Below are 17,916 nucleotides of genomic sequence, written 5' to 3'. Positions count from 1 at the left end.
GACGGAGGCCGGACGGCCCGATCTGGTGATCGCGGCCCACCCGTGGTCCGCGATCACCAGATCGGGCCGTCCGTCCTCGCCGAGCGCGTCGAGGATCGCGTTCATCGGCTCCGGGGAGTGCGTGTGCCAGAGGCTCGCGCCCCGCTCGAAGACCGCGACGTCGGCGAACTGCACGACGTACCCCTCGTCGGCGACGAGCCCACCGGGGATCTTCACGATGTCGCAGCCCTGGGCGCGCAGCCCGGCCGCGACCCGGCTGTGCACGTCGATCAGCGCGCCGGGGTGGCCGGTCGCGAAGAGGACCCGCTCCTTGCCGGCGGCGGCCTTGCGCAGCCGGGCGGCCATCCGCTCCAGGCCGTCCACGGTGAGCTCGGGGTCGATGGTGTCCTGGCCGGCCCGGTGGGCCGGGTCGTCGATGACACCGCAGCGTTCGGCCATCACGGCGAGCACGTCCTGCTCGTCGGTCCAGCGGTCGCCGAGCTCCAGGCCGAGCCAGTAGTGCCGGTCGCCGTTGGCGAGCTTGCGGTAGTGGGAGAGGTTGTTGTCGCGCGGGGTGGCGACGTCTCCCGCGATCCGGGTGCGGACGAGGTGCTCGACAAGGGCGGGGCGGCTGAGTATCGGCATGGGGCTCATTCTGGACGACGGCCTGCCGTTGTGGGCAATCGTTCCGTCCCGTGGACCCGCCCGGGGCCGGACACCGCTCAGCCTTCGAGCGCCCCGAAGGCCCCGTGGGCCAGGCGCCGGAGCAGGTCCTCCATGGACCGGCGCCCCACCGCGTCGAGGTGCGGCGTCGAGTTGAGCAGGCCGAACACCGCGTGGACCGCCGTCCGCGATTCCGACTCCCCCGCGGCCGGGTACAGCTCCCGCACCACCGTCACCCACAGCTCCACGTACTGCCGCTGGAGCTGCCGTACCCGCTTGCGGTCCTCGTCCTTGAGGCGGTCCAGCTCGCGGTCGTGGAGGGTGATCAGCGGCCGGTCGTCGAGGGCGAAGTCGATGTGACCGTCGATGAGGGCGCCGAGCAGGGCCTCGGGGTCGCCGGTGGTCTCGCCGACCCGCAGCCGGCCGCCGTCGAGGAGTCGCTCGCTGATGCCGACGAGGAGCTCGGCGAGCATCGCGTCCTTGCCGGGGAAGTGGCGGTAGAGGCCGGGGCCGCTGATGCCGACGGCGGCTCCTATCTCGTCCACGCCCACGCCGTGGAAGCCGCGCTCGGCGAAGAGGCGGGCGGCCTCCTTGAGGATCTGCTGGCGCCGCGTCGGGGCGTCGGTCCTGCCGGTGGCGGTCCGGGTCGTGGCCGGAGTCGTGGCCGAGGTCGTGGTCATGGATTCGATTCTAGACAACCCGGTTAGCGGTCGTTAACCTGAACGACATACGTTAACGCTCATTAACCGAGCAAGGGAGCTCGAGGGATGCAGCAGGCACCTGTGCTGGCGAGTACGGCGGATCCCGCCTCGCCGGCCTGGCAGGCGAACGAGGCGGCGCACCACGAGCTGGCGGCCGTCCTGCGCGCCAAGCTCGCGGCGGCGGCGCTGGGCGGCGGTGAGAAGTCCCGGGCCCGGCACACCGCGCGCGGGAAGCTGCTGCCGAGGGACCGGGTGGACACCCTGCTGGACCCCGGCTCCCCCTTCCTGGAGCTGGCGCCGCTCGCGGCGAACGGGATGTACGGCGACGCGGCCCCCGCGGCGGGAGTCATCGCGGGCATCGGCCGGGTCTCGGGCCGCGAGTGCGTGATCGTCGCCAACGACGCGACGGTCAAGGGCGGCACGTACTACCCGATGACGGTGAAGAAGCACCTCCGGGCCCAGGAGGTGGCGCTGGAGAACCGCCTCCCCTGCCTCTACCTGGTCGACTCGGGCGGTGCGTTCCTGCCGATGCAGGACGAGGTCTTCCCCGACCGGGAGCACTTCGGCCGGATCTTCTACAACCAGGCCCGGATGTCCGGCGCGGGCATCCCGCAGATCGCGGCGGTCCTCGGTTCGTGCACGGCCGGTGGCGCGTACGTGCCGGCGATGAGCGACGAGGCCGTGATCGTACGGAACCAGGGCACGATCTTCCTGGGCGGTCCGCCGCTGGTGAAGGCGGCGACCGGTGAGGTCGTGACGGCGGAGGAGCTGGGCGGCGGCGAGGTCCACTCGCGGATCTCCGGCGTCACCGACCACCTCGCCGAGGACGACGCCCACGCGCTGCGGATCGTGCGGAACATCGTCGCGACGCTCCCCGAGCGCGGCCCGCTGCCCTGGTCGGTCGAGCCGGTCGAGGAGCCGAAGGTGGATCCGGCCGGGCTGTACGGGGCGGTGCCGGTGGACTCCCGTACCCCGTACGACGTGCGCGAGGTCATCGCCCGGGTGGTGGACGGCTCCCGCTTCCAGGAGTTCAAGTCCGAGTACGGACAGACGCTGATCACCGGCTTCGCCCGGATCCACGGGCACCCGGTCGGCATCGTCGCCAACAACGGCATCCTGTTCGCCGAGTCCGCCCAGAAGGGCGCGCACTTCATCGAGCTGTGCGACCAGCGCGGCATCCCGCTGGTCTTCCTGCAGAACATCACCGGCTTCATGGTCGGCAAGGCGTACGAGCACGGCGGCATCGCCAAGCACGGCGCCAAGATGGTGACGGCCGTGGCCACCACCCGGGTCCCGAAGCTGACGGTCGTCGTCGGCGGTTCGTACGGCGCGGGCAACTACTCGATGTGCGGCCGGGCGTACTCGCCGCGCTTCCTGTGGATGTGGCCGAACGCCAAGATCTCGGTCATGGGCGGCGAGCAGGCCGCGTCCGTCCTCGCGACCGTCAAGCGCGACCAGCTCGGCGACGGGTGGAGCGCGGAGGACGAGGAGGCCTTCAAGGCCCCGATCCGCGAGCAGTACGACAGCCAGGGCAACGCCTACTACGCGACCGCGCGGCTCTGGGACGACGGCGTCATCGACCCGTTGGAGACCCGGCAGGTCCTCGGACTCGCCCTGACCGCCTGTGCCAACGCGCCTCTGGGAGACCCCCAGTTCGGCGTCTTCCGGATGTGAGGGTGTGAGGACGTCCATGTTCGACACAGTGCTCGTCGCGAATCGCGGCGAGATCGCGGTGCGGGTCATCCGCACGCTGCGGGCGCTCGGTGTGCGTTCGGTCGCGGTGTACAGCGACGCGGACGCCGATGCCCGGCACGTACGGGAGGCGGACACGGCGGTGCGGATCGGCCCGCCGCCGGCCTCGGAGTCATACCTGTCGGTGGAGGCGCTCCTCGACGCGGCCCGCCGGACGGGCGCGCGGGCGGTGCACCCCGGGTACGGCTTCCTCGCGGAGAACGCGGGGTTCGCGCAGGCGTGCGCGGACGCGGGGCTCGTCTTCATCGGCCCGCCCGCCTCGGCGATCTCCCTGATGGGCGACAAGATCAGGGCGAAGGAGACGGTGAAGGCGGCGGGCGTGCCCGTCGTCCCCGGCGCGGCCGACCCCGAACTGGAGGCCGCGGCGCGCGAGTTGGGTGCGCCGGTGCTGCTCAAGCCGAGCGCGGGAGGCGGCGGCAAGGGCATGCGGCTGGTCCGCGACCTGTCGACGCTGACGGAGGAGATCGCGTCCGCGCGTCGGGAGGCCCGTGCCTCCTTCGGTGACGACACGCTGCTGGTGGAGCGGTGGATCGACCGGCCCCGGCACATCGAGATCCAGGTCCTGGCGGACGCCCACGGGAACGTGATCCACCTGGGCGAGCGCGAGTGCTCGCTCCAGCGCCGCCACCAGAAGATCATCGAGGAGGCGCCGAGCGTCCTGCTGACCCCGGAGATCCGGGCGTCGATGGGTGCGGCGGCGGTCGAGGCGGCTCGCTCCTGCGGGTATGTGGGCGCGGGCACGGTCGAGTTCATCGTGCCGGGCGGCGACCCGTCCTCGTACTACTTCATGGAGATGAACACCCGCCTCCAGGTCGAGCACCCGGTCACCGAGCTGATCACGGGCGTGGACCTGGTGGAGTGGCAGCTGAGGGTCGCGTCGGGCGAGCCGCTGCCCTTCGCGCAGGAGGACATCAGCCTCACGGGCTGGGCGATCGAGGCGCGGATCTGCGCGGAGGACCCGTCGCGGGGCTTCCTGCCCTCGGGCGGCACGGTCCTGGCCCTGAACGAGCCGGCGGGCGACGGCGTCCGCACGGACTCGGGCCTCTCGGAGGGTACGGAGGTCTCGTCCCTCTACGACCCGATGCTGTCGAAGGTCATCGTCCACGCCGAGGACCGCCCGACGGCGCTGCGCCGCCTGCGCGCGGCCCTGGCGGACACGGTGACCCTGGGAGTCCCGACGAACGCGGGCTTCCTGCGTCGCCTCCTGGCCCACCCGGACGTCGTCTCCGGGGCCCTGGACACGGGTCTGGTGGAGCGGGACGCGGAGAGCCTGGTCCCGGACGGCGTCCCGGAGGAGGTGTACGCGGCGGCGGCGGCCGTACGGCTCGCGGAGCTGGCTCCGGCACCCCGGGACGGCTGGACCGACCCGTTCTCGGTGCCGAGCGGCTGGCGCCTGGGCGGCAGCCCGGCCCCGCTCCCCTTCCCCGTGCGGGCGGCGGGACTCGAATCCGTCATGGCCGAGGCGCCGGCCGGCGCCCGGGTCACGGACTCCTCGGTGTCGGTCACGGTCGACGGCGTCGTCCACCGCTTCCACCGGGCCGGCGACTGGCTGGGCCGTGACGGTGACTCCTGGCACGTCATGGATCACGATCCCGTCGCCGCCGCGCTCTCCGGCGCCCGGCACGGGGGTGCCGACACCCTCGCGGCTCCCATGCCGGGAACCGTGACCGTGGTCAAGGTGGCCGTCGGGGACGAGGTCGAGGCCGGGCAGAGTCTGCTGGTCGTCGAGGCGATGAAGATGGAGCACGTCATCTCCGCCCCGCACGCCGGCACCGTCACCGAGCTGGACGTCACGCCCGGTTCGACCGTCGCCATGGACCAGATCCTGGCCGTGGTGACGCCCCGCGAGGAGGAGGCCGCATGACCGCCGCGGGACTGCCCATGGTCGTGCCCGATCCCGCGCTGCCGGCCCGGGTGCGGATCCACGAGGTCGGCGCGCGCGACGGGCTGCAGAACGAGAAGGGCGCCGTCCCGACCGAGGTGAAGGCGGAGTTCATCCGGCGGCTCGCCGCCGCGGGGCTCTCCACGGTCGAGGCGACCAGCTTCGTCCACCCCAGGTGGGTGCCCCAGCTGGCGGACGCGGAGGACCTGTTCCCGATGGTCCGCGATCTGCCGGTGCGGCTCCCGGTGCTCGTGCCGAACGAGCGCGGCCTCGACCGGGCCCTCGCCCTCGGCGTCCGGGAGATCGCCGTCTTCGCCTCCGCCACGGAGTCCTTCGCGAAGGCCAACCTCAACCGGACCGTGGACGAGGCCCTCGCCCTCTTCGCCCCCACGGTCACCCGTGCCATAGAGGCGGGGCTCAAGGTCCGCGGCTATCTGTCGATGTGCTTCGGCGACCCCTGGGAGGGCGCCGTCCCGGTCGAGCAGGTCGTCCGCGTCACCAGGGCGCTCGCCGAGATGGGCTGCGACGAGCTGAGCCTCGGCGACACCATCGGGGTCGCCACCCCCGGGCATGTGGGGGAGCTGCTGCAGGCGCTCGACGGCGCCGGTGTCCCGGCCTCCCGTCTGGCCGTGCACTTCCACGACACCTACGGCCAGGCCCTCTCCAACACGCTCGCCGCGCTCCGCCACGGAGTGACCACGGTCGACGCCTCCGCCGGCGGCCTCGGCGGCTGCCCGTACGCGAAGAGCGCGACCGGCAATCTCGCCACCGAGGATCTCGTGTGGATGCTCGACGGTCTCGGCATCGAGACCGGGGTCGATCTGGCCGCCCTCACCGCCACAAGCGTGTGGATGGCCGAACAGCTGGGCCGGCCCAGCCCCTCCCGTACCGTCCGCGCCCTCTCCCACAAGGAGTGACGTCCCCCATGTCTCTCGACCACCGGCTCTCCGCAGAGCACGAGGAACTCCGCCGTACCGTCGAGGCGTTCGCGCACGACGTCGTGGCGCCGAAGATCGGCGACTACTACGAGCGGCACGAGTTCCCGTACGAGATCGTCCGCGAGATGGGCCGTATGGGCCTGTTCGGGCTGCCGTTCCCCGAGGAGTACGGCGGCATGGGCGGCGACTACCTGGCGCTCGGCATCGCCCTGGAGGAGCTGGCCCGGGTCGACTCCTCCGTCGCGATCACCCTGGAGGCGGGGGTCTCGCTCGGCGCGATGCCCGTGTACCTCTTCGGTACGGACGAGCAGAAGCGCGAGTGGCTGCCGAGGCTCTGTGCCGGCGAGCTGCTGGGTGCCTTCGGTCTCACCGAGCCGGGCGCCGGGTCGGACGCGGGCGGCACCCGTACGACGGCCGTGCGCGACGGCGACCACTGGGTCATCAACGGTTCGAAGTGCTTCATCACCAACTCCGGTACGGACATCACGGGTCTGGTGACGGTCACGGCGGTCACCGGCCGCAAGCCCGACGGCCGGCCGCTGATCTCCTCGATCATCGTCCCCTCCGGCACCCCCGGTTTCACCGTGGCCGCCCCCTACTCGAAGGTCGGCTGGAACGCCTCGGACACCCGTGAGCTGTCCTTCGACGACGTGCGCGTCCCGGTGGAGAACCTGCTCGGCGAGGAGGGCCGCGGGTACGCGCAGTTCCTGCGGATCCTCGACGAGGGCCGGGTCGCGATCGCGGCGCTGGCGACGGGTCTGGCGCAGGGCTGTGTCGACGAGTCGGTGAAGTACGCGAAGGAACGTCACGCCTTCGGCCGGCCGATCGGCGACAACCAGGCCATCCAGTTCAAGATCGCCGACATGGAGACGCGGGCGCACATGGCCCGGATCGGCTGGCGGGACGCGGCCTCGCGGCTGGTCCTCGGCGAGACGTTCAAGAAGGAGGCGGCGATCGCGAAGCTGTACTCCTCGACGGTGGCCGTGGACAACGCCCGTGAGGCGACCCAGATCCACGGCGGCTACGGCTTCATGAACGAGTACCCGGTGGCCCGGATGTGGCGCGACTCGAAGATCCTGGAGATCGGCGAGGGCACGAGCGAGGTCCAGCGGATGCTGATCGCCCGGGAGTTGGGCCTCCAGGCCTGATCCGGCCCGGTCCGCACGGAGGGTCCGCCGCCCCGACGGGGTGGTGGGCCCTCCCCCCTTACCGGGCTTTATGAGGTTAGGCTAACCTATGTTTTCATGACGAACCCCGAGACCGCCCCCTTCCAGTTCTTCCACCTGCGGGTGGACCGGACCCGGCGGCTCGGCCCGTCCCTGGTCCGCGTCACCTTCACCGGCGACGAGCTGAAGAACTTCGCCGCCGGCGGCCGCGACCAGTCGCTCTCCCTCTTCCTGCCGCACCCCGGCCAGGACGCGCCCGCCCTGCCTCCGCTCGACAACCCGGACATGTACGCGATCCTCGGCGCCTGGCGCGCGATGCCCGACGACGTGCGGGCCGTGATGCGTTCGTACACCGTCCGCGAGCAGCGCACCGAGGCGGAGCACACCGAGAACGCCATCGACATCGACTTCGCGATCCACGAGGACGGCGGCCCCGCCTGCCGTTGGGCCTCCCGGGCCACCCCCGGCGACCGCGTGGTCGTCCTCGGCCCGGCGATCGCCGAGAACACCGGCGTCCGCTTCCGGCTGCCCGAGGACGCCGACTCCGTCCTGATCTGGGCGGACGAGACGGCCCTTCCGGCCGCCTCGGCGATCCTGGAGTGGCTGCCGGCCGAGACCCGCGCCCAGATGTTCCTGGAGGTGCCGTACTCCGGCGACCGTACGGAGCTGGCGACGCAGGCGGACGCGACCGTCACCTGGCTCGTACGCGAGGAGGGGGCGCCGTCCGCCGTGGACGCGGTGCGCGGCGTCGAGCTGCCCGGGGAGGCCCCGTACGTCTGGATCGCGGGCGAGTCGGGCGCGGTGAAGGCGCTGCGCCGGCACTTCGTGCGGGACCGTGAACTCGACCGGCGTCGGGTGACGTTCGTCGGCTACTGGCGCAAGGGCCTGTCCGAGGACGCGCTGCGCGAGGTCCCGGACGAGACGCAGGAAGACGCGTAACCCCGGGGCGCACCCCACCAAAAGCGGACAGTCCGGTCGGTGACGGCCGTCAACTGCCGTGGCACATGAGGGGCGAGGGCCGTTGCGATCGAAAGTTAGGTTAGGCTAACCTTGTTTCACCGCGTCGCCCCTCGCCCCTTTCCCCTGTCCGGAGGGCGCGACCGAGCCCCGTACCTGGAGGCCCCCCACATGCGCTCTCACCTGCTCAACGACGCCACGGCGGAGAGCTACCGGCGCTCCGTCACCGAAGGAGTCGAGCGGGTGGCGGACAAACTCGCCGCGACGCGACGCCCGTTCACCGGAGTGACCCCCGCCGAGCTCGCCCCCGTCATCGACGCCGTCGACCTCGACCGTCCGCTCGGTGACTCCTCCGCCGCGCTCGACGAGCTGGAGAGCGTCTACCTCCGCGACGCCGTCTACTTCCACCACCCCCGCTACCTGGGCCACCTCAACTGCCCGGTGGTCATCCCCGCCGTCCTCGGCGAGGCGGTCCTCTCGGCGGTCAACTCCTCCCTGGACACCTGGGACCAGAGCGCGGGCGGCACCCTGATCGAGCGCAAGATCGTCGACTGGACCTGCGGCCGCATCGGCCTCGGCCCCGCCGCCGACGGCGTGTTCACCAGCGGCGGCACGCAGTCCAACCTCCAGGCGCTGCTCCTCGCCCGCGAGGAGGCGAAGACCACCGACCTGTCGAGGCTCCGGATCTTCTCCTCCGAATGCAGCCACTTCAGCGTCCAGAAGTCGGCCACCCTCCTCGGCCTCGGCCAGGACGCCGTCGTCTCCATACCGGTCGACCGGAACAAGCGGATGCAGTCCGTCGTCCTCGCCGCCGAGCTGGAGGCCTGCCGCGCCGAGGGCCTCGTCCCGATGGCGATCGTCGCCACCGCCGGCACCACCGACTTCGGCTCCATCGACCCGCTCCCCGAGATCGCCGCCCTGGCCGACGAGTACGGCACCTGGATGCACGTGGACGCCGCCTACGGCTGCGGACTGCTCGCCTCCCCGACCCGCCGCCACCTCCTGGACGGCATCGAGCGGGCCGACTCGGTCACCGTCGACTTCCACAAGTCCTTCTTCCAGCCGGTGAGTTCCTCCGCCGTCCTGGTGCGCGACGGGGCGACCCTGCGGCACGCGACCTACCACGCGGACTACCTCAACCCGCGCCGCACGATCGCCGAGCAGATCCCCAACCAGGTCGACAAGTCCCTCCAGACCACCCGCCGGTTCGACGCCCTCAAGCTGTGGATGACGCTGCGCGTGATGGGCGCCGACGGTGTCGGGCAGCTCTTCGACGAGGTCTGCGACCTGGCCGCCGAGGGCTTCGCGCTGCTCGCCGCCGACCCGCGCTACGACGTCGTGGTCGAGCCGCAGATCTCCACCCTCGTCTACCGCTACATCCCGGAGAACGTCACGTCCCCCGAGGACATCGACCGGGCCAACCTGCACGCCCGCAAGGCCCTGTTCGCCTCCGGCGAGGCCGTGGTCGCCGGCACCAAGGTCGACGGCCGCCAGTACCTCAAGTTCACCCTGCTCAACCCCGAGACCACCGCGGCCGACATCGCCGCCGTCCTCGATCTGATCGCCGGCTACGCCGAGCAGTACCTGGGAGAGACCCTTGTCCACGCCTGAGACGACCGAGATACACGACTTCATCGGCATCGGACTCGGTCCGTTCAACCTCGGACTCGCCTGCCTGACCGAGCCGATCAACGAGCTGAACGGTCTCTTCCTGGAGTCGAAGCCCGACTTCGAGTGGCACTCGGGGATGTTCCTCGAAGGCGCCCACCTCCAGACCCCGTTCATGTCGGACCTGGTCACGATGGCCGACCCGACCTCGCCGTACTCCTTCCTGAACTACCTGAAGGACAAGGGGCGGCTGTACTCGTTCTACATCCGCGAGAACTTCTACCCGCTGCGGACCGAGTACAACGACTACTGCCGCTGGGCCGCCGGGCGCCTCTCCTCCGTCCGCTTCTCGACGACCGTCGCGACCGTGACGTTCGACGAGGCCGCCGAGGTGTACATGGTGACCACCGAGGCCGGAGAAACGTTCCGCGCGCGTCGTCTGGTCCTCGGCACCGGCACCCCGGCGTACGTCCCCGAGACCTGCCGGGGCCTCGGCGGCGACCTGATCCACAACTCGCGCTACCTCCCGAACAAGGAGGCGCTCCAGAAGAAGAAGTCGATCACCCTGGTCGGCAGCGGCCAGAGCGCCGCCGAGATCTACTACGACCTCCTCAGCGAGATCGACGTCCACGGGTACCGGCTCAACTGGGTGACGCGCTCCCCGCGCTTCTTCCCGCTGGAGTACACCAAGCTCACCCTGGAGATGACCTCCCCGGAGTACGTGGACTACTTCCACGCGCTGCCCGAGCAGACCCGCTACCGCCTGGAGACCCAGCAGAAGGGGCTCTTCAAGGGCATCGACGGCGAGCTGATCGACGCCATCTTCGACCTGCTCTACCAGAAGAACCTGGGCGGCCCCGTGCCCACCCGCCTCCTCACCAACTCCGCGCTGCACACCGCCGCGTACGAGGAGTCGACGGGCACGTACACCCTCGGCTTCCGCCAGGAGGAGCAGGAGAAGGACTTCACCCTGGACACCGAGGGCCTGATCCTCGCCACCGGGTACAAGTACGCCGTCCCCGCCTTCCTGGAGCCGGTCCGCGACCGCCTCAACTGGGACGGCCAGGGCCGCTTCGACGTGGCCCGCAACTACGCGATCGACACGACGGGCCGCGGGGTGTTCCTGCAGAACGCCTCCGTGCACACCCACTCGATCACCTCGCCCGACCTCGGCATGGGGGCGTACCGCAACGCGTACATCATCGGGGCGATGCTGGGCTACGAGTACTACCCCGTCGAGAAGACCATCGCTTTCCAGGAGTTCGCCGCATGACCGTCCGCTTCCGCCCGCTCGACCCCGTCAAGGACGCGGAACTGCTCCACGGCTGGGTCACCCACCCCAAGGCCGCGTTCTGGATGATGCAGGACGCGAGCGTCGAGGACGTCGTGCGCGAGTACTCGGCCTTCGCCGCCGACCCGCACCACGAGGCGTTCATCGGCCTGGTCGACGGGGTCCCCGCGATCCTCATGGAACGCTACGACCCGGCCCACCTGGAGCTGGTCGGGCTCTACGACCCGCTCCCCGGCGACGTCGGCATGCACTTCCTCGTCGCCCCGACCGACACCCCCGTGCACGGCTTCACCCGCAAGGTGATCACCGCCGTGATGACGGAGCTGTTCGCCGACCCGGCGACCCTCCGGGTGGTCGTCGAGCCGGACGTGTCCAACAAGGCCGTCCACGCGCTCAACGAGGCCGTCGGCTTCGTGCCGGAGCGGGAGATCCAGAAGCCGGAGAAGAAGGCTCTGCTGAGCTTCTGCACCCGGGAGCAGTTCGAGGCCGCCGTGGGAGTAGCCGCATGAGCACCACCGATCTGTCGAACCCCGTCGCGCACCTCACCCCCGAGCTCTGGGCGGACGCCAACCGCGCGCTGATCCGCAAGGGTCTCGCGGAGTTCGCCCACGAGCGGCTCCTCGACCCGCGGGAACTCGGCGAGAGCCGCTACGCGGTCCTGTCGGACGACGGCACCACCGAGTACCGCTTCACCGCGGACCGGTACGCCCTCGACCACTGGCAGGTCTACGCCGAGTCGATCAGCCGCCACCGCGGCGACGAGCAGCTCCCGCTCGACGCGCTCCAGTTCATCACCGAGCTGCGCGGCGCCCTCGGCCTGAGCGACGAGGTCCTGCCGGTCTACCTGGAGGAGATCTCCTCCACGCTCGCCGGTACGGCGTTCAAGGCGACCAAGGAGCCGGTCACCTCCGCCGAGCTCGCCCACGCCGGTTTCCAGGCGATCGAGACGGGGATGACCGAGGGCCACCCCTGCTTCGTCGCCAACAACGGCCGGCTCGGCTTCGGCGTGGACGAGTTCCGCGCGTACGCCCCCGAGGCGGCGAGCGGGATCCACCTGATCTGGCTGGCGGCGCGGCGCGACCGCACCACCTTCACGGCCGGCGCGGGCATCGACTACGAGGCCTTCGTCCGCGCGGAGCTGGGCGACGCGACGGTGGACGGCTTCGCGGCGACCCTGGCGGCCCGCGGCCTCGACCTGGCCGACTACCTCCTCATGCCGGCGCACCCCTGGCAGTGGTGGAACAAGCTGTCCGTCACCTTCGCGGCCGAGGTCGCGCAGCAGCGTCTGGTGTACCTGGGCGAGGGCGACGACACGTATCTGGCGCAGCAGTCGATCCGTACCTTCTTCAACACCTCCGACCCGGCCAAGCACTATGTGAAGACGGCCCTCTCGGTCCTCAACATGGGCTTCATGCGGGGCCTTTCGGCCGCGTACATGGAGGCCACCCCGGCGATCAACGACTGGCTGCACACCCTGATCGAGTCGGACGCGACGTTCCGGTCGGCCCGCTTCTCGATCATCCGCGAGCGGGCGGCCGTCGGCTACCGGCACCTGGAGTACGAGGCCGCGACCGACCGCTACTCGCCGTACCGCAAGATGCTGGCGGCGCTCTGGCGCGAGTCCCCCGTGCCGACCCTCGCCGAGGGCGAGCGGCTCGCGACGATGGCGTCCCTCCTCCACGTGGACCACACGGGCGCGTCGTTCGCGGGTGCGCTGATCAAGGAGTCGGGCCTGGAGGCCTCGGTCTGGCTCCGCCAGTACCTGGACGCCTACCTGCTCCCGGTCCTGCACAGCTTCTACGCGTACGACCTGGCGTTCATGCCGCACGGCGAGAACGTGATCCTGGTCCTCGACGAGCGCGGCGCGGTGTCGCGGGCGATCTTCAAGGACATCGCCGAGGAGATCGTCGTCATGGACCCGGCGGCGGTGCTGCCGCCGGCGGTGGAGCGGGTCCGTGCGGAGATCCCCGAGGACATGAAGCTCCTCTCGGTCTTCACGGACGTCTTCGACTGCTTCTTCCGCTTCCTGGCGGCGACGCTCGCCACGGAGGGCGTCCTCGACGAGGACGGCTTCTGGCGGACGGTCGCGGAGTGCGTGCGCGGCTACGAGCGGTCGAAGCCGGAACTGGCGGACCGGTTCGCCCAGTACGACATGTTCGCGGAGACCTTCGCCCTGTCGGCCCTGAACCGGCTCCAGCTCCGCAACAACAAGCAGATGGTCGACCTGTCGGACCCGTCGGCGGCCCTCCAGCTCGTCGGCGACCTGGTCAACCCGATCGCCCGCTTCGCCTGACGGCGCGCCCGTCAGGCGACCCCGGCCACGCGCCCCGCGTGACCCCGAGACCGGTGTGAGCCCCGGCGGAGTACGGTCCTCCGCCGGGGCTCACATCTGTGTGCGGGCTACTCCGCCGGCCAGGGGACCTCCGGGGAGCGGTGGTAGTCGATGCCCAGGGCGTCGAACCTCGGGGCCTGTTCCGCGAGACGGACCTTGTACGTGTCCCAGTCGTGGGTCGCCGCCGGCGACCAGCCCAGTTCCGCCAGGCCCGGCAGGCGCGGGAAGGCCATGACGTCCAGGTCGTCCGTGGTGGCCAGGGTCTCCGTCCAGAGCGGGGCCTCGATGCCGCGGACGGTGTCCTCCGGGGCGCCTGCGAGGTAGGCGGCCGGGTTCCAGTCGTACGACCTGCGGACCTCCACGTAGCCCGCCCAGGCGAGGCCGAGCTTGGTGTCCTTCGTGTACTTCATGTCGAGGTAGGTGCGGTCGGCCGGGGAGAGGATCAGGCCGGTGCCGTTCCGGGCGGCGGCCGCCACCCGCTCCTTCTCCTCCGTGGGGGTGCGGTCGAGGCCCCAGTACTGGACGAGGGCGCCGTCCGCCGGGGTCGTGCCGGTCAGCTGGTGCCAGCCGACGACCTTCTTCCCGTACTTCGCGACGACCGGCTGCACCTTGTCCATGAAGGCCACGTAGTCCGCATGGCTGGTGGAGTGCGCCTCGTCGCCGCCGATGTGGATGTACCGGCCGGGGGTGAGCGCGGCGATCTCCCGGATCACGTCGTCGACGAAGTCGTACGTGACGGGCTTCGGCACGCACAGGGAGCTGAAGCCGACCTTGACGCCGGTGTAGAGCGGCGGGGCGACGCCGTCGCAGTTGAGCTCGGCGTAGGAGGCGAGGGCTGCGTTGGTGTGGCCGGGGAGGTCGATCTCGGGGATCACCTCCTGGTAGCGGGAGGCGGCGTACCGGACGATCTCCTGGTACTGGGCCTTGGTGTAGAAGCCGCCGGGGCCGCCGCCGACCTCGGTGGAGCCGCCGTAGGTGGTGAGCCGGGGCCAGGAGTCGACGGCGATGCGCCAGCCCTGGTCGTCGGAGAGGTGCAGGTGGAGGGTGTTGACCTTGTAGAGCGCGAGCTGGTCGATGTACCGCTTCACCTCGTCGACGGTGAAGAAGTGGCGGGAGACGTCGAGCATGGCGCCCCGGTAGGCGTACCGCGGAGTGTCGGTGATCGTGCCGCCGGCGATCTTCCAGGGCCCGTTCTGGACGCTCTTGCGCTCGACGGCGGCGGGCAGCTGCTGGCGCAGGGTCTGGAGGCCGCGGAAGAGCCCGGCGGGTTCGCGCGCGGTGAGGACGACGCCGTCGGGGGCGGAGCGGAGCCGGTAGCCCTCGGCGCCGAGCGCGGTGTCGCCGGGGCTGAGGCGGAGCCGGATGCCGCCGCGGGCGGCGACGTCGTCGACGACGGGCAGCGGGAAGCCGGTGGCGGGGCGGAGCAGTGCGGCGAGGTGGCGGCCGAGCTCCCGGGTCTCGCGGTTCGTGCCGATGCGGGTGGTCCGGGTGAGGGTGTAGGGCTCGCCCTCGGGGGTGACGGAGGCGGGCACGGGCACGATGCGGCCGAGCGGGCGGACCTCGGGCTCGACGGCGGCCGCGGCGTTCTTGCCGTCCGTCGTGCTGTCGGCGGCGGCCTCGCCGCAGCCGACGCCGGCGGCGGCGACCAGGAGCAGGGATCCGATCAGGCGCGGAATCCTTCGGCGCTGTGTCACAGGCTGGTCCCCTTCGGGCGTTGGATCAGGCGTTGGACGCGTCTGTCGAGTTCTATATCCGAACCGTCACCATGCGTACCGCCGACGTATCCACCCGTCAAAGTCTGGACCAATCACCCCGAGTGGCGGGTGGATCATGACACACCTGCCCGATATCGGGCAGGATTCTTGCGAATGGAGAGGAGTACCCCCCAATATTCATGGGTGCTCGAACGCCGCCCGTCGCACGACGACCTCATCGACCACCTGGTCCGCAGCACCGCGCTCCAGCGCGGTGAGGCCGCCCGGGTGGTACTCGATGTGCTGGCGTACTTCGACGAGACGACCGAGGAGTTCGTCCGTCGCCGACACCGCGAACTGCAGTCCGGCGGGGCCGTGAACGCGGAGATCTTCGAACGGATCTCGGCGGAACTGCCACACCGGGCCGTGGCGCCACCGGAGCTCTCGCTCCGGCAACTGCGCCGCATCGTCTACGGCTGAGTCACCAACGAGCACGAGCGAGTTCACCAACCTGGAGGGGTTTCACCTTTATGTGCGGAATTGTCGGTTACATCGGAAAGCGCGACGTCGCCCCGCTGCTCCTTGAGGGCCTGGCACGTCTGGAGTACCGGGGATACGACTCGGCCGGCATGGTCGTCACCAGCCCGAAGGCCTCCGGCCTGAAGATGGTGAAGGCCAAGGGTCGCGTCCGTGACCTGGAGGCCCGTGTCCCCAAGCGCTTCACCGGCACCACCGGCATCGCCCACACCCGCTGGGCCACCCACGGCGCGCCGAGCGACATCAACTCGCACCCGCACCTGGACCCCGAGAACAAGGTCGCGGTCGTCCACAACGGCATCGTCGACAACGCCCAGGAGCTCCGCGCCAAGCTGGAGGCCGACGGCGTCGTCTTCGCCTCCGAGACGGACACCGAGGTCATCACCCACCTCATCGCCCGCTCCCAGGCCACCACCCTCGAGGAGAAGGTCCGCGAGGCGCTCAAGGTCATCGAGGGCACCTACGGCATCGCCGTGATGCACGCCGACTTCAACGACCGCATCGTCGTGGCCCGCAACGGCTCGCCGGTCATCCTCGGCATCGGCGAGAAGGAGATGCTCGTCGCCTCCGACGTCGCCGCCCTGATCGCCCACACCCGCCAGGTCGTCACCCTCGACGACGGCGAGATGGCCACCCTGAAGGCCGACGACTTCCGTACGTACACGACCTCGGGCGCGACCACCACCGCCACCCCGGAGACCGTGGAGTGGGAGGCCGCCTCCTACGACATGGGCGGTCACGACACGTTCATGCACAAGGAGATCTCCGAGCAGCCCGACGCGGTCGACCGCGTGCTGCGCGGCCGGATCGACGACCGCTTCTCCACCGTGCACCTGGGCGGCCTGAACCTGGACCCGCGCGAGGCCCGCACCATCCGCCGGATCAAGATCCTCGGCTGCGGCACCTCGTACCACGCCGGTCTCATCGGCGCCGGGCTCATCGAGTCCATGGCCCGCATCCCCGCCGACGCCGAGCCGGCCTCGGAGTTCCGCTACCGCAACCCGGTCGTGGACCCCGACACCCTCTACATCGCCGTCTCCCAGTCCGGTGAGACCTACGACGTGCTCGCCGCCGTCCAGGAGCTGAAGCGCAAGGGCGCCCGCGTCCTCGGCGTGGTCAACGTGGTCGGCTCCGCCATCGCCCGCGAGGCCGACGGCGGCGTGTACGTCCACGCCGGCCCCGAGGTCTGCGTCGTCTCCACCAAGTGCTTCACCAACACGGTCACCGCCTTCGCGCTGCTCGCCCTGCACCTGGGCCGCATCCGCGACCTGTCCGTCACCGACGGCAAGCGGATCATCGAGGGCCTGCGCAAGCTGCCCGCGCAGATCCAGGAGATCCTCGAGACCGAGGACGAGATCAAGAAGATCGCCGCGGAGTACGCCGGCGCCCAGTCGATGATGTTCATCGGCCGCGTCCGGGGCTACCCCGTCGCCCTCGAGGCCTCCCTGAAGCTCAAGGAGATCTCCTACATCCACGCCGAGGCCTACCCGGCCTCCGAGCTGAAGCACGGCCCGCTCGCCCTCATCGAGCCGGCCCTGCCGACGGTCGCGATCGTCCCCGACGACGACCTGCTCGAGAAGAACCGCGCCGCCCTGGAGGAGATCAAGGCCCGCAGCGGCCGCATCCTCGCGGTCGCGCACCAGGAGCAGGCGAAGGCCGACCACACCATCATCGTGCCGAAGAACGAGGACGAGCTGGACCCGATCCTGATGGGCATCCCGCTCCAGCTCCTCGCCTACCACACGGCGCTCGCCATGGGCCGCGACATCGACAAGCCGCGCAACCTGGCCAAGTCCGTCACGGTCGAGTAGCAGCGACCTCGGGGCCTGTCCCCCCGAGCCGCGCCGCCGGGCCTGTCCCCCGGCGGTTCGACCGGACACGAAGCGGTCCCCCCGTGCATCCCAGGTGCACGGGGGGACCGCTTCATTTCGGCCCCGAGGGGCCCCGGTCAACTCGCCGCGGCCGCGCTGCGGTTCGCCCGGCCGAGCGCGGTCGGCCAGCCGGCCACCGCCGCCGTGGCGCCGTACCAGGCGACCAGACCCGCGACGGCCGCCACCCAGCCGCCCGCCTTCGCGAGCCCGCCGTTGTCGGCGAGCGCCCCGATGCCGAGCAGCAGGAGCGCGACGAACAACAGCCCGTACACACCCTGTCCGAACAGCCCGCTGCCCGAGGCGGCCAGCGTCAGCGTGAGCGCCAGGAGCGCCCACAGGAGCAGGAAGACGCCCACGGCGTCGGCGGACGCCCCGCCGCCGGCCGCGGTGCCCCAGGTGAACCAGAAGGCGCCGAGCGCCGCGAACGCCGTGCCCTCACCCTTGTCGCCCGCACGGAGGGCGAGCAGACCGACGAGGAAGAGCGTCACCCCGCCGACCCAGGTGGCGAGGCCCGCGGCATCCGCTGCCGCGACGTTGTCGATGAC

The 17,916-nt window shown here is 70.9% G+C and carries 15 protein-coding genes; 11 read left to right on the top strand and 4 right to left on the bottom strand.

What is annotated here, in order from left to right; genetic code table 11:
- On the bottom strand, window positions 1–624 hold a 624-nt coding region (locus AOK00_RS09160), incomplete at its 3' end, for a phosphatase (RefSeq protein ID WP_055599810.1).
- A 77-nt stretch (window positions 625–701) separates the two neighbouring features.
- Window positions 702–1,322, bottom strand: coding sequence for an SACE_7040 family transcriptional regulator (locus tag AOK00_RS09155; protein ID WP_055599809.1), 621 nt, complete (start codon window positions 1,320–1,322; stop codon window positions 702–704).
- Between the two features lie 87 nt (window positions 1,323–1,409).
- On the opposite strand from AOK00_RS09155, the gene AOK00_RS09150 reads away from it, so the two are divergent.
- From AOK00_RS09150 to AOK00_RS09110, 9 genes are all read left to right on the top strand, one after another.
- Window positions 1,410–3,017: a carboxyl transferase domain-containing protein gene (locus AOK00_RS09150; RefSeq protein WP_055599808.1), complete on the top strand. Its 1,608-nt coding sequence runs from the start codon at window positions 1,410–1,412 to the stop codon at window positions 3,015–3,017.
- A 16-nt stretch (window positions 3,018–3,033) separates the two neighbouring features.
- On the top strand, window positions 3,034–4,959 hold the full coding sequence (locus tag AOK00_RS09145) for an acetyl/propionyl/methylcrotonyl-CoA carboxylase subunit alpha (protein WP_055599807.1): 1,926 nt from the start codon (window positions 3,034–3,036) through the stop codon (window positions 4,957–4,959).
- Entirely contained in the window at window positions 4,956–5,894 is a 939-nt protein-coding gene (locus AOK00_RS09140; RefSeq protein WP_055599806.1) for a hydroxymethylglutaryl-CoA lyase, read from the top strand. The genes AOK00_RS09145 and AOK00_RS09140 overlap by 4 nt, the downstream gene beginning before the upstream one ends.
- 8 nt (window positions 5,895–5,902) lie before the next feature.
- Window positions 5,903–7,063: an acyl-CoA dehydrogenase family protein gene (locus AOK00_RS09135; RefSeq protein ID WP_055599805.1), complete on the top strand. Its 1,161-nt coding sequence runs from the start codon at window positions 5,903–5,905 to the stop codon at window positions 7,061–7,063.
- 96 nt (window positions 7,064–7,159) lie between these two features.
- A complete protein-coding gene (locus tag AOK00_RS09130) occupies window positions 7,160–8,020 on the top strand; it encodes a siderophore-interacting protein (protein ID WP_055599804.1) in 861 nt (286 codons plus the stop codon).
- A gap of 189 nt (window positions 8,021–8,209) precedes the next feature.
- A complete protein-coding gene (locus tag AOK00_RS09125) occupies window positions 8,210–9,649 on the top strand; it encodes a pyridoxal phosphate-dependent decarboxylase family protein (RefSeq protein WP_055599803.1) in 1,440 nt (479 codons plus the stop codon).
- Window positions 9,636–10,919, top strand: a complete 1,284-nt coding sequence (locus AOK00_RS09120) for a lysine N(6)-hydroxylase/L-ornithine N(5)-oxygenase family protein (protein ID WP_055599802.1) — start codon at window positions 9,636–9,638, stop codon at window positions 10,917–10,919. The genes AOK00_RS09125 and AOK00_RS09120 overlap by 14 nt, the downstream gene beginning before the upstream one ends.
- The gene (locus tag AOK00_RS09115; protein WP_055599801.1) at window positions 10,916–11,446 is read left to right on the top strand and encodes a GNAT family N-acetyltransferase; all 531 of its coding nucleotides are present in this window, start codon (window positions 10,916–10,918) and stop codon (window positions 11,444–11,446) included. Before AOK00_RS09120 ends, AOK00_RS09115 begins: the two co-directional genes overlap by 4 nt.
- Window positions 11,443–13,230, top strand: a complete 1,788-nt coding sequence (locus AOK00_RS09110; protein ID WP_055599800.1) for an IucA/IucC family protein — start codon at window positions 11,443–11,445, stop codon at window positions 13,228–13,230. Before AOK00_RS09115 ends, AOK00_RS09110 begins: the two co-directional genes overlap by 4 nt.
- Before the next feature lie 107 nt (window positions 13,231–13,337).
- Here AOK00_RS09110 and AOK00_RS09105 read toward each other — a convergent pair whose 3' ends face one another.
- Window positions 13,338–14,963: a beta-N-acetylhexosaminidase gene (locus AOK00_RS09105; protein WP_055599799.1), complete on the bottom strand. Its 1,626-nt coding sequence runs from the start codon at window positions 14,961–14,963 to the stop codon at window positions 13,338–13,340.
- A gap of 204 nt (window positions 14,964–15,167) precedes the next feature.
- Here AOK00_RS09105 and AOK00_RS09100 point away from each other — a divergent pair, with 204 nt between their 5' ends.
- Window positions 15,168–15,443 carry a hypothetical protein gene (locus tag AOK00_RS09100; protein ID WP_030324756.1) on the top strand — a complete coding sequence of 92 codons (276 nt, stop codon included), beginning with the start codon at window positions 15,168–15,170 and terminating at the stop codon, window positions 15,441–15,443.
- 50 nt (window positions 15,444–15,493) lie between these two features.
- Entirely contained in the window at window positions 15,494–17,311 is a 1,818-nt protein-coding gene (gene glmS, locus AOK00_RS09095; protein ID WP_055599798.1) for a glutamine--fructose-6-phosphate transaminase (isomerizing), read from the top strand.
- A gap of 137 nt (window positions 17,312–17,448) precedes the next feature.
- Here glmS and AOK00_RS09090 read toward each other — a convergent pair.
- The coding region (locus AOK00_RS09090) for a GPR1/FUN34/YaaH family transporter (protein WP_055599797.1) at window positions 17,449–17,916 on the bottom strand (468 nt) is incomplete at its 5' end.

It is taken from the genome of Streptomyces aureus (assembly GCF_001418135.1).
In the GTDB taxonomy this organism is placed as follows: Bacteria; Actinomycetota; Actinomycetes; order Streptomycetales; family Streptomycetaceae; genus Streptomyces; species Streptomyces aureus_A.
This window is presented reverse-complemented; position numbering and strand designations above follow the sequence as displayed.

Excerpts from the sequence above, each read along its gene's own strand:
- AOK00_RS09125 (WP_055599803.1), top strand. The coding sequence starts at position 8,210 with ATGCGCTCTCACCTGCTCAACGACGCCACGGCGGAGAGCTACCGGCGC.
- AOK00_RS09115 (WP_055599801.1), top strand. The coding sequence starts at position 10,916 with ATGACCGTCCGCTTCCGCCCGCTCGACCCCGTCAAGGACGCGGAACTG.
- AOK00_RS09135 (WP_055599805.1), top strand. The coding sequence starts at position 5,903 with ATGTCTCTCGACCACCGGCTCTCCGCAGAGCACGAGGAACTCCGCCGT.
- AOK00_RS09145 (WP_055599807.1), top strand. The coding sequence starts at position 3,034 with ATGTTCGACACAGTGCTCGTCGCGAATCGCGGCGAGATCGCGGTGCGG.
- AOK00_RS09140 (WP_055599806.1), top strand. The coding sequence starts at position 4,956 with ATGACCGCCGCGGGACTGCCCATGGTCGTGCCCGATCCCGCGCTGCCG.
- AOK00_RS09150 (WP_055599808.1), top strand. The coding sequence starts at position 1,410 with ATGCAGCAGGCACCTGTGCTGGCGAGTACGGCGGATCCCGCCTCGCCG.
- glmS (WP_055599798.1), top strand. The coding sequence starts at position 15,494 with ATGTGCGGAATTGTCGGTTACATCGGAAAGCGCGACGTCGCCCCGCTG.
- AOK00_RS09110 (WP_055599800.1), top strand. The coding sequence starts at position 11,443 with ATGAGCACCACCGATCTGTCGAACCCCGTCGCGCACCTCACCCCCGAG.
- AOK00_RS09155 (WP_055599809.1), bottom strand. The coding sequence starts at position 1,322 with ATGACCACGACCTCGGCCACGACTCCGGCCACGACCCGGACCGCCACC.
- AOK00_RS09130 (WP_055599804.1), top strand. The coding sequence starts at position 7,160 with ATGACGAACCCCGAGACCGCCCCCTTCCAGTTCTTCCACCTGCGGGTG.